The following is a 13,414-nucleotide window of genomic DNA, read 5'->3' on the forward strand; positions in this document are numbered from 1 at the left end:
TGCCTGATGGGCTACAGCAACCCACCGATCCCGTGGTCGGAGTTCGAGCGCGCCCTGTCCGACAAGCGGAGCCCCGGTTCCACGAACGCCGGCGACGGCGGGGACAGCCCGGCGTGGTCCAGGAAGCGTGCGCCGTACGTCCCCGCGGAGCCGACGCAGTCCGACGGACCGCCCGCCGTTCCGTACGCCGAACTGCACGCGCACTCGACCTTCAGCTTCCTCGACGGCGCGAGCCAGCCGGAGCACCTCTTCGAGGAGGCCGCCCGGCTGCGCCTGCACGCCCTCGCGCTCACCGACCACGACGGCTTCTACGGCGCCGCCCGGATGGCAGAGGTGGCAGAGGCGTACCCGGCCGTCGGCACCGTGTACGGCACCGAGCTGTCCCTCGGGCTCACCGAACCGCAGAACGGCGTCCCCGACCCCGAGGGCTCGCACCTGCTGCTGCTCGCCGACGGCCAGGACGGCTACCACCGGCTCGCCGGCGCCGTGACGAGCGCGCACCTCGCGGCCGGCTCCGAGAAGGGGCGCCCGCGGTACGACCTCGACGACCTCGCGTCCCGCGCGGACGGACACTGGCGGGTGCTCACCGGCTGCCGGAAGGGCACCGTGCGCCAGGCACTCGAGCAGGGCGGGGAGTCGTCGGCGGAGACGGCGCTCCGCGTGCTCCTCGACCGCTTCGGGACCGGCAACGTCGTGGTGGAGCTGCTCGACCACGGCGACCCGCTCGACAGCGCCCGCAACGACGTCCTCGCCGCCCTCGCCGCCCGGCACGCGCTGCCGGTCGTGGCCACCGGCAACGTGCACTACGCCACCCCCGACCGCTTCCCGGTGGCCACCGCCCTCGCCGCGGTCCGGGCCCGGCGCAGTCTCGACGAGATCGACGGCTGGCTGCCGGCAGCCGACTCGGCACACCTGCGATCCGGCGCCGAGATGGCCAGGCGGTTCGCCCGCTACCCCGGCGCCGTCGAGTACAGCGTGACGCTCGCCGACGAGCTCGGCTTCCGGCTGAAGACCGTCAAACCGGGGCTGCCCGACCTCGACGTGCCGGACGGCCACACGGCGATGTCGTGGCTTCGGGAACTCACCTGGGCCGGGGCACGACGGCTGTACCCGGGCAGTGCGGACGGGGTCGACCCGCACAAGCGGCAGCGCATCGAACGCGAGCTGTCCGTGATCGAGGACAAGAACTTCCCCGGGTACTTCCTCATCGTCCGCGACATGGTGCAGTACGCCCGCGGACGGGGGATCCTCTGCCAGGGACGCGGGTCGGCGGCGAACTCGGCGGTCTGCTACCTGCTCGAGATCACCGCGGTCGACTCCATCCGGTACGGGCTGCCGTTCGAGCGGTTCCTGTCGGCGATGCGCGACGAGGAACCCGACATCGACGTCGACTTCGACTCGGACCGCCGCGAAGAGGTGATCCAGTACGTCTACGAGAAGTACGGCAGGTACAACGCCGCACAGGTGGCGAACGTGATCACCTACCGGCCGAAGGGCGCCGTGCGGGACATGGCGAAGGCGCTCGGGCACAGCCCCGGCCAGCAGGACGCCTGGTCGAAGCAGGTCGAGCGGTGGGGCTCGGTCACCGAGAGCGAGGACCACGACATCCCCCAGGCGGTCGTCGGGCTGGCGAGCGAGGTCCTGGGGTTCCCGCGGCACCTCGGCATCCACTCGGGCGGGATGGTGCTCACCGACCGTCCCGTGGGCGAGGTGGTACCGATCGAGCACGCCAGGATGGACGGCCGCACGGTCCTGCAGTGGGACAAGGACGACTGCGCGTACATGGGCCTCGTGAAGTTCGACATGCTCGGGCTCGGCATGCTCGCGGCGCTGCAGTACTCGTTCGACCTGGCTGCCGAGCACTGCGGGGAACGCTGGGAGATGCACTCCATCCCGAAAGAGGAGCAGGGCGTCTACGACCAGCTCTGCCGTGCGGACACGATCGGGGTGTTCCAGGTGGAGTCACGTGCGCAGATGGGCACGCTGCCCCGGCTGCTCCCGAGACGCTTCTACGACCTCGTGATCGAGGTCGCGCTGGTCCGCCCCGGGCCGATCCAGGGCGGTGCGGTGCACCCCTACATCCGTCGGCGCACCGGTGAGGAACCCATCACCTACCTGCATCCGGCACTCGAACCCGTGCTCGAACGCACCCTTGGCGTACCGCTGTTCCAGGAGCAGCTCATGCAGATGGCGATCGCGGTCGGCAACTGCTCCGGGGACGACGCCGACCTGCTGCGCCGGGCGATGGGGTCCAAGCGCGGGCACGAGAAGATCGACCGGCTCCGCGACAAGCTCTACGCAGGGATGGCCGACAACGGCATCCACGGCGCCGACGCCGATGCGATCTACGCGAAGATCCAGGCGTTCGCGAACTTCGGGTTCGCGGAGAGCCACTCGATCAGCTTCGCGCTCATCGTCTACGCCAGCGCGTGGATGCGGCTGCACTACCCCGGGGCGTTCCTGGCGGCACTCCTCCGGGCGCAGCCGATGGGGTTCTACTCGCCGCAGACCCTCGTCGCGGACGCCAGGCGGCACGGGGTGACGGTGCTCCGGCCGGACATCCTGCGCTCGGGCGTCGACGCGACGCTCGAGCCGACGGGGGAGCCGGCGCCGGAGACCGACGACGCGTGCCTCGATCCGGAACAGGCACCCGTGCTGCCGTTCGACAAGGCGCTTCCCGACGACACGGCGAGACACCGCCGTGACGGTGCGTTCGCCGTGCGCCTCGGACTCGCCGAGGTCGCGTCGCTCGGACGGAAGAGCGCCGAGCGGATCGTCGCCGAGCGCGATGCACACGGACCGTTCGCCGACATGTCCGACCTCGCCCGCCGGGTCGGGCTGACCACCGCACAGCTCGAGGCGCTCGCCGCCGCCGACGCGTTCGCACCGTTCGGGGTCGACCGCCGGGGTGGGATGTGGTCGGCGGCGCAGGCCGCTGCCGAGCGTGCCGACCAGCTGCCGGACACGCAGGTCGTCGTGCAGCCGCCGCTGTTCGGGCAGATGACCAGCGGGGACGTCCTCATCGCGGACATGTGGTCCACGGGCATGACGACGGACGACCACCCGGTCCGGCACGTCCGCGACCGGCTGCGGGCGAAACGGGTGCTCAGCGTCGGGGACCTCGCCGCTGCGGAGACAGGGCGGCGGATCGAGGTGGGCGGGATCGTCACGCACCGGCAGCGACCGGCGACCGCATCCGGCATCACGTTCATGAACGTCGAGGACGAGACCGGGCTGGTGAACGTGATCTGCAGCGTCGGGGTGTGGGGACGCTACCGACGAGTCGCCCGTGAGTCGCCGGCGGTGATCGTGCGGGGCATCCTCGAGCGGTCCCAGGACGGCGTGGTCAACGTGGTCGCGGACCGCATCGAGCACCTGCCGCTCGCGGTGCGCACCCGCTCGCGGGACTTCCAGTGAGCGCAGCGCTGCCGCGGGCGCGCCCGACTGGTCAGCGCACCTCGGGGACGCGGATGGTGACCTCGAGACCACCGGAACGGACGTTGCGGAGGGATGCCGTGCCTCCCGCCTGTTCCGCGATCGCGCGCACGATCGCGAGCCCGAGACCGGAGCCGCCGGGCAGCGGGATGCCGCCGGTCGCCGGGTCCGGGTTCGGGCGGGACTTCCTGGCCTCGTCCGGTCGGGTGAAGCGGTCGAAGGCGACGGCGACGAACGACTCGGGGACCCCAGGCCCGTCGTCGGTGACCTGGAGCTCGCCGAAGCCGGGCGTACTCCGCCACGTCACCAGGATGCCGCCGCCGCGGGGCAGCGCCGCGACCGCGTTGCCGGCGATGTTCGTCACGAGCTGCGCCATCGCGCCGGTGTCGAGCCGGTACCGGGGCTCCACCGTGCCGCCGCCGATACCGGGGCCGGAGCCGCCGACGGAGACCGGGGCCTCGAGGTCGAAGTCGACGGTGATGTCCTTCGTGCCCGCGATCAGTCGGACGCGGTCCACGGCGGCCATCACCTCGTCGCCGAGGTCCGACCACGCGGTCAGCGTCTGGCGGTCCCCGTCCTCGGAACGACGCTCGGACTCCTCGATGCGCGACAGCGTCAAGAGGTCGTTCGCCAGTCGGGACAGCCGTGCGACGTTGTTCTTCGCCCGCTCGATGTGCTCGGCGAGCGCCCGGGCGTCGTCGGCGTCGAGCGAGGCGAGGTCGAGCTGGGTGGTGAGGATCGCGAGGGGTGTCCGGAGTTCGTGGCTGGCATCGGAGACCATCTGGCGCTCGCGCTCGGTCGCCTGCCTGGTCCGCGCGAGGAACGCGTTCAGGGTCGTCGCGAGCGACGCCAGTTCGTCCTGCGCCGGGCCGACCGGCAGCTCGGCACGCTCGGGGGCGACGGAGAGGCGCTCGGCCTCGCGGCGCATCCGGTTCACCGGGCGGAGAGCCGCCGTGGCGAGCGCCCATGACGCGACACCGAACGCGACGAGGATCGCCAGGCCGGTGATCGACAGGGTGGTGGTGAGGTCGTCGACGACGATCGCCTCGGCCTGCGAGTTCCGCGCTGCGACGACGGTCCAGCGTCCGGCCTGGTTCACCGGGTGCTCGACGACGACACGGTACTGGGACCCCGAGACGTCGATGACGCTCGTGCCCGCCTCGGTCGACGTCAGGCTGCCGAGGGCGCGCTCGACCCGCGTCGGCATCGTGGAGAGCACGATGTCGCCGGAGGGGGAGACGACGGCGACCAGCTGGGCGTTCCCTGGCGGGGAGAGATCAGGGTCGCTGTCGACCTCGAGCGTCGCCACGTACGGGTCGGCGTCGGCGTCGAGCAGCGTCCTGGTCGCGGAGGCGACCACGCTGACGACCTGGAAGCGCATGACCAGGACGAGCAACACGATGACGACCGCGGCGATCGCCGTCGAGCCGATCGTGATCCGCGACCGGAGCGAGAGCAGCCGGAGCGGCCTGACGAAGCGCATCGGTGCGACGGGCCTGCCCGTCAGGAACCGAGCAGGTCGAGCCGGTAGCCGCGGCCACGCACGGTGGAGATCGCGACCGTCGCCTCGTGCGACGTGAGCTTCTTCCTGAGGTACGAGATGTACTGTTCGACGACGTTCGGGTCGACGTGCTGCGAGCCGTCCCAGACCTCTTCGAGGATCTTCGGACGGTCGACCACGGTGCCGACGGAACGGGCGAGCAGACGCAGGAGCGCGAACTCGGTCGGGCTGACGGCGACGCGCTGGCCCTGGATGGAGACGCGACGGGCCTCGGAGTCGATCGAGACGTCGCCGACCTCGATCGTCCGCGGTGCTCCGGTGGCCTCGCGCCGGCCGAGTGCTCGCAGTCGGGCGGTGAGCTCGGCGAAGGCGAACGGCTTCGTGAGGTAGTCGTCGGCTCCGGCGTCGAGACCGAACACCCGGTCGTCGACGGCGTCGCGGGCGGTGACGAGCAGGATGCGGACGGGGTCCTCGCGTTCCCGGATCCGTCGAGCGAGCTCGAACCCGGACATGCCTGGCATCATCACGTCGACGACCGCGAGCTCGAATGCCTGCTCACCGAGCGCGATGAGCGCCTCGACACCGTTCTCGACCGCGGTGACGCGGTACCCCTCGGCAGCGAGACCGCGTTCCATGAGGGCGCGCATCTCGTCGTCGTCCTCGACCACCAACAACCGCATAGTGGACCTCCTGGGACCCATCGTGGCATCGAACCGGCGTTCACGGGCGGACCGACGTGCATCCCGACTGAATCTCGTCACAGTGAACACGGGGCGTGGCCCACGATCGAGGGACGTGAGGACTGCTTGCGTCCTTGCTAGGCTCCCCGACCGGACGCCTGTACCCGACAGACCGTCCTGTCTCTGGGGGAGCCATGAACGACGAGCCGGACCACCCGGCCATCATCCGCCTGCGCACCGAGCTCGATGCCGCGTGGAAGGGGGTCGGGGCGCTGGGGCAGATGGACGACGGTCGTCGTGAGCGCATCGTCGCCGAGCTGCGCGCCTCCGTGCCCGACGTCGCCAGTCGCGCGGCGCGCGAGGCCGGTCAGGAGGCGGTGTTCGCCGAGATCCGTCGGTTCGCGGACGCCGAGGTGGTGGTGTCCGATCCCTCGGTCCCGACGCGGACGATCTGGGGACAGATCGTCCACACCGCGGCAGAGGCGGCGATCGCGGCTCGCTGACGCGCGGGCGTTCCGCGCGTAGGAAGCCGAATCGCGCGTAGGAGGCCCGAATTTCCGACCTCCTACGCGCGAAACGACCTCCGACGCGCGAAGACGCCCACCCCCGAAACGCCCCCGCGCCGCCCCCGCGCCCCCGACCGGTCAGTCGTCCTCGCCGAGGAGCTCCTCGCGGACGCGGCGGATGTCCTCGAGCAACGCCCCGATGAGGATCCAGTGCCGCGAGTTCGGGCGCACGACCTCGAGCGGCGCCGTCAGCGCGGGCTCCGCAGGGTCGTCGAACCCGTCAGCGGCGGAGGCGGAGGCAGAGACCGACGACGAGGTCCCCGACGCCACGACGGCCGACTCGACCTGGGCCCCGAGCGCCCGGACGTCGGCACCGATCCTGGCGACCTCGGTGGCGATCCGCCCCACCATCGGGTCCGCACGGAGATCCGGCGCGGTGTTGTCCTGGATCGCGCGGGTCATCCCGGTCACGCGGGTGACGAGCACGCGCAGGTGCTCGGTGACGACGACGTCGCGCTCGAGGATGGTGCGGTGCCGCCCACCGCGCGGGTTCATCGTGAGGGACTCCTGCGCGGAGGTCAGGGCGGCCTCGGCCTTGGCGTGCTGCTGTCGCAGGGAACGGGCACGGAGGAGCGCGTCGTGCCAGCGGTCGCGGTCCCAGCCCTCGGTGAGTCCGATCGCCACCCGCTCGAACGCCACCGCGGTGTCGCGGGCGAGCCGGGCGACGGCCAGGTGCGCGGGGCCGAGCAGGACCGGCGGCACGATGACGGCGTTCACGACGAGCGCGACGGCGGCGCCGAGCACGGTCTCGAGGATCCGGTCGGCGGAGTAGTTCGGCGTGACGATCCCGGCGGTGAGCACGAGCATGCCGCTGATCGCGACCTGCGTCGCCGACGTCGGGGTCAGTCGCAGGGCCCACGCGATGAGGATCGCGACCACGATGACGAGCAGCACGACCCACACGGAGTCACCGAGCGCGAAGTGCAGCCCGGTGGCGAGCAGCACCCCGAGCACGACACCGGCGCTCCGCTCGAGGCCCTTCACGAAGGACTGGTTGATGCTCGGCTGCACGACGAGGAGCGCCGCGATCGCCGCGAAGGTCGGGAACGGGCCGTTGATGACGACCTGGCACAGCAACACCGCCGCGACGACCGCGACCGCCGTCTTGACGACCTGCAGGAACGGCGTGCGACTCGAGCTGCGGAGGCGCGCGACGGGGTTCACGACGACCACGGTAGCCACGCGCACGACGCCGAGCCGTGCACGAACGCGACGAATCCGCGTCGACCCTGTTGACTGATGTCGTGTGGCCCAATCACGAGCGAGTCATCCCGGAGGCATTCGTCGGCTCCGGGACCACCGTCGTCGCCGCACGCGCCCACTCGGTGGAGCCATCCGGGAACGGGTACCTGTACGGCTACGAGGTCGACACGGTCGACCGGAACGGCCAGCGCGGGACCGTCCTGACGTACGTGGACACCGGTGGGACGCACGACCAGAACAGCGCGCTCGTCACGGATCCGTCGACGGGTGAACCGGTCTCGGTGTGGGCGTACCCGAACGACCCTGGTCTCCCCGTCCTGCCGCAGGTGACCTACCGCGATGCCGTCGCCGAGCTCCTGACCACACTCGGGATGCCGGTGACCAACCCGACCCTGACGGTGGCGGCCTACCGTCCGGGCAAGCGCGCCGTGGTCCGGGTCGACGCGCCGGAGGGCACGCTCTTCCTCAAGGTCGTCCGGCCGCACCGCGTCGCGCCGATCGTGAAGACCCACGAGCAGTTCGTGGCGGCGGGGCTCCCGGTGCCCCGCGTGCTCTCGAGTCGCGGCGACGGTCTGCTCGTGCTGGAGCGGATCCGCGGTGTGCCGGCGGGCAGCAGGATCCTCGACATCGCCGACGACCCGCGCTTCGTCGCGTCGCTCGCCGCGCTCACCGGACGCATCGCGACGGTGCCGATGACCCAGCAGGCCCGCGCCGACGCCATGGACCACGCGGACTGGCACCGGAGGACCCTGGTTTCGGCGCTGCCGCAGGACGCGCTGCAGATCGACGAGCTCTACGACGCGATCGGCCGCCGGTCGATCGGGTGGAACAACTCCGACAAACAGGTCGTGCACGGCGACCTGCACCTCGAGCAGGTGTTCGTGGACGACGCCGAACCGTGGCGGATCTCCGGACTGCTCGACATCGACACGGCGGGATGGGGCTACCCCGTCCGCGACATCGGCGCCGTGGTGGCGCACCTCGTCGTCACCGGGCTCTGGCACCGCTCCCGCGGCGACGCCGATCGCGGTGCCGCCGCTGAGCGGCTCGCCGACGCGATCGCGCGCGACTGGGCGACCCGCAACCCCGCCGGGGCCGAGCGGCTGGGACCGGCCATCGGCGCCCAGCTGCTGGCCCACGCCGGAGGGCAGGCGACCACGGGCTCCGCGAACGGCATCGCCACCGCGGAACAGCTGCTGGCGGCGACACGTGCCGCGCTCGCGGAACCGGCCCCGGTCCTCCCGGCCGAGCCCACGGCCCGCCCGCGGTCCGCACCGCGCGTCTGAGACGCGCGTTTCGACCCATCGCGCCCGGAGTAGGAGGTCGAATCGCGCGTCGGCAGCCGGAAAGAACCGCCACCGACGCGCGATTCGGCCACCGACGCGCGTTTCGTCCCACGGTGGGCGGGGCGGGGCGGACGGGAGGCACGACTCGCGCGGGGTGCGCCGACTCGCCTCCGTCGGTGGTCCGGGAGTAAACTGAACGCGCACGCACCGCGTGCCCGCGCGTCGGGTCGATTCCGGACACGACGAGTCGGTCACTTGACCGACGTGGGCACCGGATCCGCGACCGCCCTGGGACGACCCAGTCCTGCAGCGTCGCGTGCGTGCGACGGCGCCGGATCTCCGCGCAGACCGTCCCATCGACGAGGACTCCCACCCGGGTGTCCTCGACGGGAACGGTCGCACACACGTCGCGGGGATCGGCGGGCCACGGTGGCCCGTTGCCGGCATCGGTGCGACGGACGCACCGAGGAGACTTCCGCCCGCACGGGCGGCTCGCCCCGGTCTCGGGGTGGAACAGGAGGAGCCTTGGCTCGATCAGGCACGCGGCGTGCAGCCGGTGGGACGCGGACCGCGTCGCGCCGGACCCGGCCGCTCGACAACGACGGTGTCATCCCGGTGCTCGCCCGCGCCGTGCGCGAGGTCGAGGCGGCCGCGCAGCGCGGACCGTTGAAGGCGTCGAACCGCACGAAGTTCCAGGCGGTCGCGCTGCTCATGCGTGAGGAACGCGCCCGGGTGAAGGCGGACACGACCCTCACCGACGCGCAGCGCGCCGAGCAGATGAAGCGGCTCGACGGCGTCGCGCAGATCCTCGCGAAGACCGCAGCGCGGGACACCAGCGTGATCCAGCTGCTCGCCGAAGAGGCATCGGTGTCGGAAGCGACGCGCACCGTGAAGCGGGACATGATGATCGCCGGTGGCGTCGAGATGCAGCCGGAGGACCTCGTCATCGCGGCGGAGCCCACCCCCGTCGCGGTCGCGCAGGAACGCGCCGTCGTCCCGCAGGCGGTCGTGCAGCGCCAGCTCGCGAACCCGTTCCTGCCGCCGGACTTCGCCCTCGCCGACCAGCCCGTCGCGCACCCGCGTCGTCTGGCGAACTGGGAGCTGTTCGGCCCGCTGTTCAAATCGTTCGAGTACGGCGCAGGCGGGGGAGCGGCGACGATGCCGCTCCCAGAGCCGCCGACGCAGCACTCCGCGTCGGGCACCACGCTCATGAAGCACCAGGCCGAGCTCATCGCCGCAGCCGCCGACGGGCACCGCACGTTCCTGCTCGCCGACGAGCCGGGTCTCGGCAAGACGGCGCAGTCGCTCCTCGCAGCCGAGGCCGCGAACGCGTTCCCGCTCCTCGTCGTGGTGCCGAACGTCGTCAAGACCAACTGGGCCCGCGAAGCCGAACGCTGGGTGCCGAACCGCCGCGCCACGGTGATCCACGGTGACGGCGACGACCTCGACGGGTTCGCGGACATCGTCATCGTGAACTACGAGATCCTCGACCGGCACGTCGGCTGGCTCGGCGCCTTCGGGTTCAAGGGCATGGTCGTCGACGAGGCGCACTTCATCAAGAACAAGGACTCGCAGCGGTCGAAGTTCGTGCTGCAGCTCGCCGAGAAGATCCGCTCCAGGACCTCGTCGCCGCTGCTCATGGCCCTGACGGGGACGCCGCTCATCAACTCCGTCGAGGACTTCCGCACCATCTGGGAGTACCTCGGCTGGATCGACGACAAGAAGCCCCGCGCGAAGCTCATGAACGAGCTCGAAGAGATCGGGCTCACCCCGGCCGACCCCGGCTTCTTCAGCGAGGCCCGTCGCGCCGTGATCGACATGGGCATCGTCCGACGCCGCAAGGTCGACGTGGCGGCGGACATCCCCGCCCGGCGCATCGCGGACATCCCGGTCGAGCTCGACGGCGAAGAGGGTCGATCGATCCGCGACGCCGAGCGCGAGCTCACCGCGAAGCTCGTCCGCCGGTACCACCAGGCGCTCGACGCCCGCACCGGTCAGGACCCGGTCGTCGGCATCGACCACAAGCTCGTACGGCAGGTCGCCCGCTGGGAGCTCGAGGACCAGGACGCCTCGTCGACCGGTGAGAACGTGTTCTCGATGGTCCGGCGGATCGGCCGCGCGAAGGCGCAGCTGGCGGCGGACTACGCGGCGCAGCTGGCGTCGAACGTCGGCAAGGTCGTGTTCTTCGCGAAGCACCTCGACGTGATGGACCAGGCCGAAGAGGTCTTCGCACGCCGGGGCCTGCGGACGGCCACCGTCCGCGGCGACCAGACGCCGGCCCAGCGCACGGCGGAGATCGACTCGTTCGTGAACGACCCCGACGTCGCCGTGATCGTCTGCTCGCTCACCGCGGCGGGCGTTGGGCTCAACCTGCAGGTCGCGTCGAACGTCGTCCTCGCCGAGCTCTCGTGGACCTCTGCCGAACAGACCCAGGCGATCGACCGCGTGCACCGCATCGGGCAAGAGGAGCCGGTCACCGCGTGGCGCATCATCGCGGCGCAGACCATCGACACCAAGATCGCTGACCTCATCGACAGCAAGGCGGGGCTGGCAGCGCGCGCGCTCGACGGCTCCGACGAAGAGGTCGTCGACTCCGGCGACATCCAGCTCGACGCGATGGCAGCGCTGCTGACCGAGGCGCTCGGCGGCTAGGGTGCGGCTCCCGCTCAGATGCGGGACTGCACCTCGGCCAGGGAGGGGTTCGTCGCGGTGCTGCCGTCGGGGAACACCAGCGTCGGCACGGTCTGGTTGCCGCCGTTCACCTCGGCGACGAGCTCGGCGGTGCCGGGGGTGGCCTCGATGTCGACCTCGCGGAACGGCACACCGGCCTTCGACATCTGGTTCTTCAGCCGTGCGCAGTAACCGCACCAGGTCGTGGTGAACATGGTGACCGCGCCGGCTTCGGGCACGAACGCGTCGCGGGTGATCGTCTCGCTCATGTCCACAGGCTAACCCGCGTGGTCCTCCGCACCCTGGACGGGCTGGTAGACAAGAGCGTGTGACGGACACGCACCTCGAGATCGAGCGCACGTACGACCTTCCAGACGGAGCCGAGCTCCCCGACCTCATCGGGGCAGGAGGGATCCTGCAGGTCGACCACCAGGACCCGTTCGAACTCGACGCCACGTACTGGGACACCGAGCGCTACGACCTCGTCGCCTCCCGCGTGACGGTCCGCCGTCGCACCGGGGGACCCGATGCCGGCTGGCACATCAAGCGCGCCGAGTCCGACACGGTCCGACACGAGCAGCACTTCCCCCTCACCGACGACGCCGACACCGTTCCCGAAGCCGTCCTCGCCGCGCTCTTCACCGAGCGCCGGGGCCGCGGACTGCACCCGGTCGTGCGCATCACCACCACCCGGACCGTCACCCGCCTCCTCGACGAGGACGGTGACCAGGTCGCCGAACTCGCTGACGACCGCGTCAGCGCCCAGCGCCTCGACGCGGACGCTCCCGCGGACCCGCGCACCTGGCGCGAGGTCGAGGTGGAGACCGTCGAGGGCGTCGACCCGCAGATCGCCCACGAGTTCCTCGGGTCGCTCGACGGCCGCTTCGCCGCCGTCGGAGCCGGCCCCGCCGCCGTCGCGTCCAAGCTGGCACGTGGGCTGGCAGGTGCGCCGGCACCGCGCCTCCAGTCCGCGGACAAGCCCGAGAAGGGCACGACCGCACGGATCCTCACCAAGCGACTCCGCAAGCTGCGTTCCGCACTGCTCAGCCAGGAGGCCCGGCTCCGCTCCGGCGACACGGCCGACCTCCGCCACGCCGCCGGGACGGCACTCGAGATCGCCGCGATCCTGGAGACGTACCGGTCGGCGTTCGCGCCGGGCGACGCGGGCGACCGCGCCGCCTCGGCAGCAGACGGTCTGGCGAACGTCACGGCGCGTGCGGCGCTCGCGGAGTACCTCATCGACCGGCTGCCCAGGGCGTCGACGCCGGCGCAGGACGACCTCGTCGACGCGATGACGCGCGAGCGGATCCTCGCGTCGACGCGGGAGCGGCGCGACCACGCGGTGCGCGACGTCGTGGCGTTCCTGCACGGTGAGCCGTTCCTCGAGCTCCTCGACGCCCTCGACGACGCCGTGGAGCGTCCGGCACCGACGCCGTGGGCACTCCGCTCCCCGAAGCACGTCGCGCAGGACGTCACCGCCGTCGTGAAGCCCGAGGTCCGGGAGCTCGTGCGCGCGGCGGTCGCCGACGACGAGTCCGAGACCGCCGCCGAGCGTGAAGCAGCCGACCGTGCGACGACCGAGCGGGCGTGGCAGGGCACGATGCGCGCCCGGATGGCGATGGACGTGCTCGGGGACGACGCGTTCCCGCACGCACTCTGGAAGCGCATCGGCACCGCGGCGGACGTCCTCACCGAGCGCGTGCGGTCACTGCACGCCCTGGACGCGCTGCGTACGAACGCCGGCATCGCCGAGCGCGGTGGCGAGGGGACGTTCGGGTACGGCGTGCTCGCGGGGGACCGGGTCCGCCTGGCCGAGGAGTCCTACGACGAGGCGGTGCACGCGCTCAACCGCGTGTGAGCGCGTGCGCCGCCGGTGTCGCTCCGGGCGGCGGTGCGGTGCGGTGCGGTGCGGTGCGGTCGGCTGACGCGCGCTCTGCGGCATCGAGTGCGCAGCAATGCCGTCCTGGGGTGCCGCGGTGTCGCCGTTTCTGCGCACTCGGCCGCTCGCCGTGCTGCGACCGACCGGCGGACGGGCGGACGGGCCCACTGCGGGATCGAGTGCGCAGCAATGCC

General features: G+C 71.8%; 9 protein-coding genes. 5 read left to right on the plus strand and 4 right to left on the minus strand.

The genetic code is table 11. The features are described from left to right. Positions 1 to 6: 6 nt before the first annotated feature. Positions 7 to 3,417, plus strand: a complete 3,411-nt coding sequence (locus ACIPJ2_RS13580) for an error-prone DNA polymerase (protein ID WP_402729250.1) — start codon at positions 7 to 9, stop codon at positions 3,415 to 3,417. Positions 3,418 to 3,448: 31 nt separating this feature from the next. Here ACIPJ2_RS13580 and ACIPJ2_RS13585 read toward each other — a convergent pair whose 3' ends face one another. Together ACIPJ2_RS13585 and ACIPJ2_RS13590 are read right to left on the minus strand one after the other, a co-directional pair. Continuing rightward, complete coding sequence (locus ACIPJ2_RS13585; protein ID WP_402729251.1) at positions 3,449 to 4,918, minus strand: sensor histidine kinase; 1,470 nt, start codon at positions 4,916 to 4,918, stop codon at positions 3,449 to 3,451. A 20-nt stretch (positions 4,919 to 4,938) separates the two neighbouring features. After that, the gene (locus ACIPJ2_RS13590) at positions 4,939 to 5,616 is read right to left on the minus strand and encodes a response regulator transcription factor (RefSeq protein ID WP_402729252.1); all 678 of its coding nucleotides are present in this window, start codon (positions 5,614 to 5,616) and stop codon (positions 4,939 to 4,941) included. 194 nt (positions 5,617 to 5,810) lie between these two features. Here ACIPJ2_RS13590 and ACIPJ2_RS13595 point away from each other — a divergent pair, with 194 nt between their 5' ends. Next, positions 5,811 to 6,119, plus strand: coding sequence for a hypothetical protein (locus tag ACIPJ2_RS13595; protein WP_281267398.1), 309 nt, complete (start codon positions 5,811 to 5,813; stop codon positions 6,117 to 6,119). A 141-nt stretch (positions 6,120 to 6,260) separates the two neighbouring features. Here ACIPJ2_RS13595 and ACIPJ2_RS13600 read toward each other — a convergent pair whose 3' ends face one another. Next, positions 6,261 to 7,346 carry an aromatic acid exporter family protein gene (locus ACIPJ2_RS13600; protein ID WP_402729253.1) on the minus strand — a complete coding sequence of 362 codons (1,086 nt, stop codon included), beginning with the start codon at positions 7,344 to 7,346 and terminating at the stop codon, positions 6,261 to 6,263. Between the two features lie 80 nt (positions 7,347 to 7,426). Here ACIPJ2_RS13600 and ACIPJ2_RS13605 point away from each other — a divergent pair, with 80 nt between their 5' ends. Further along, on the plus strand, positions 7,427 to 8,671 hold the full coding sequence (locus tag ACIPJ2_RS13605) for an aminoglycoside phosphotransferase family protein (RefSeq protein WP_281267400.1): 1,245 nt from the start codon (positions 7,427 to 7,429) through the stop codon (positions 8,669 to 8,671). A gap of 525 nt (positions 8,672 to 9,196) precedes the next feature. Next, on the plus strand, positions 9,197 to 11,323 hold the full coding sequence (locus tag ACIPJ2_RS13610) for a DEAD/DEAH box helicase (protein ID WP_402729254.1): 2,127 nt from the start codon (positions 9,197 to 9,199) through the stop codon (positions 11,321 to 11,323). Positions 11,324 to 11,337: 14 nt separating this feature from the next. Here ACIPJ2_RS13610 and ACIPJ2_RS13615 read toward each other — a convergent pair whose 3' ends face one another. Further along, complete coding sequence (locus ACIPJ2_RS13615) at positions 11,338 to 11,610, minus strand: mycoredoxin (RefSeq protein ID WP_123653932.1); 273 nt, start codon at positions 11,608 to 11,610, stop codon at positions 11,338 to 11,340. Between the two features lie 59 nt (positions 11,611 to 11,669). Between ACIPJ2_RS13615 and ACIPJ2_RS13620 the strand changes: the two genes are divergently transcribed. Continuing rightward, complete coding sequence (locus ACIPJ2_RS13620) at positions 11,670 to 13,199, plus strand: CYTH domain-containing protein (RefSeq protein WP_402729255.1); 1,530 nt, start codon at positions 11,670 to 11,672, stop codon at positions 13,197 to 13,199. Positions 13,200 to 13,414 lie beyond the last annotated feature (215 nt).

It is taken from the genome of Curtobacterium sp. NPDC090217 (assembly GCF_044746705.1).
Classification (GTDB): domain Bacteria; phylum Actinomycetota; class Actinomycetes; order Actinomycetales; family Microbacteriaceae; genus Curtobacterium.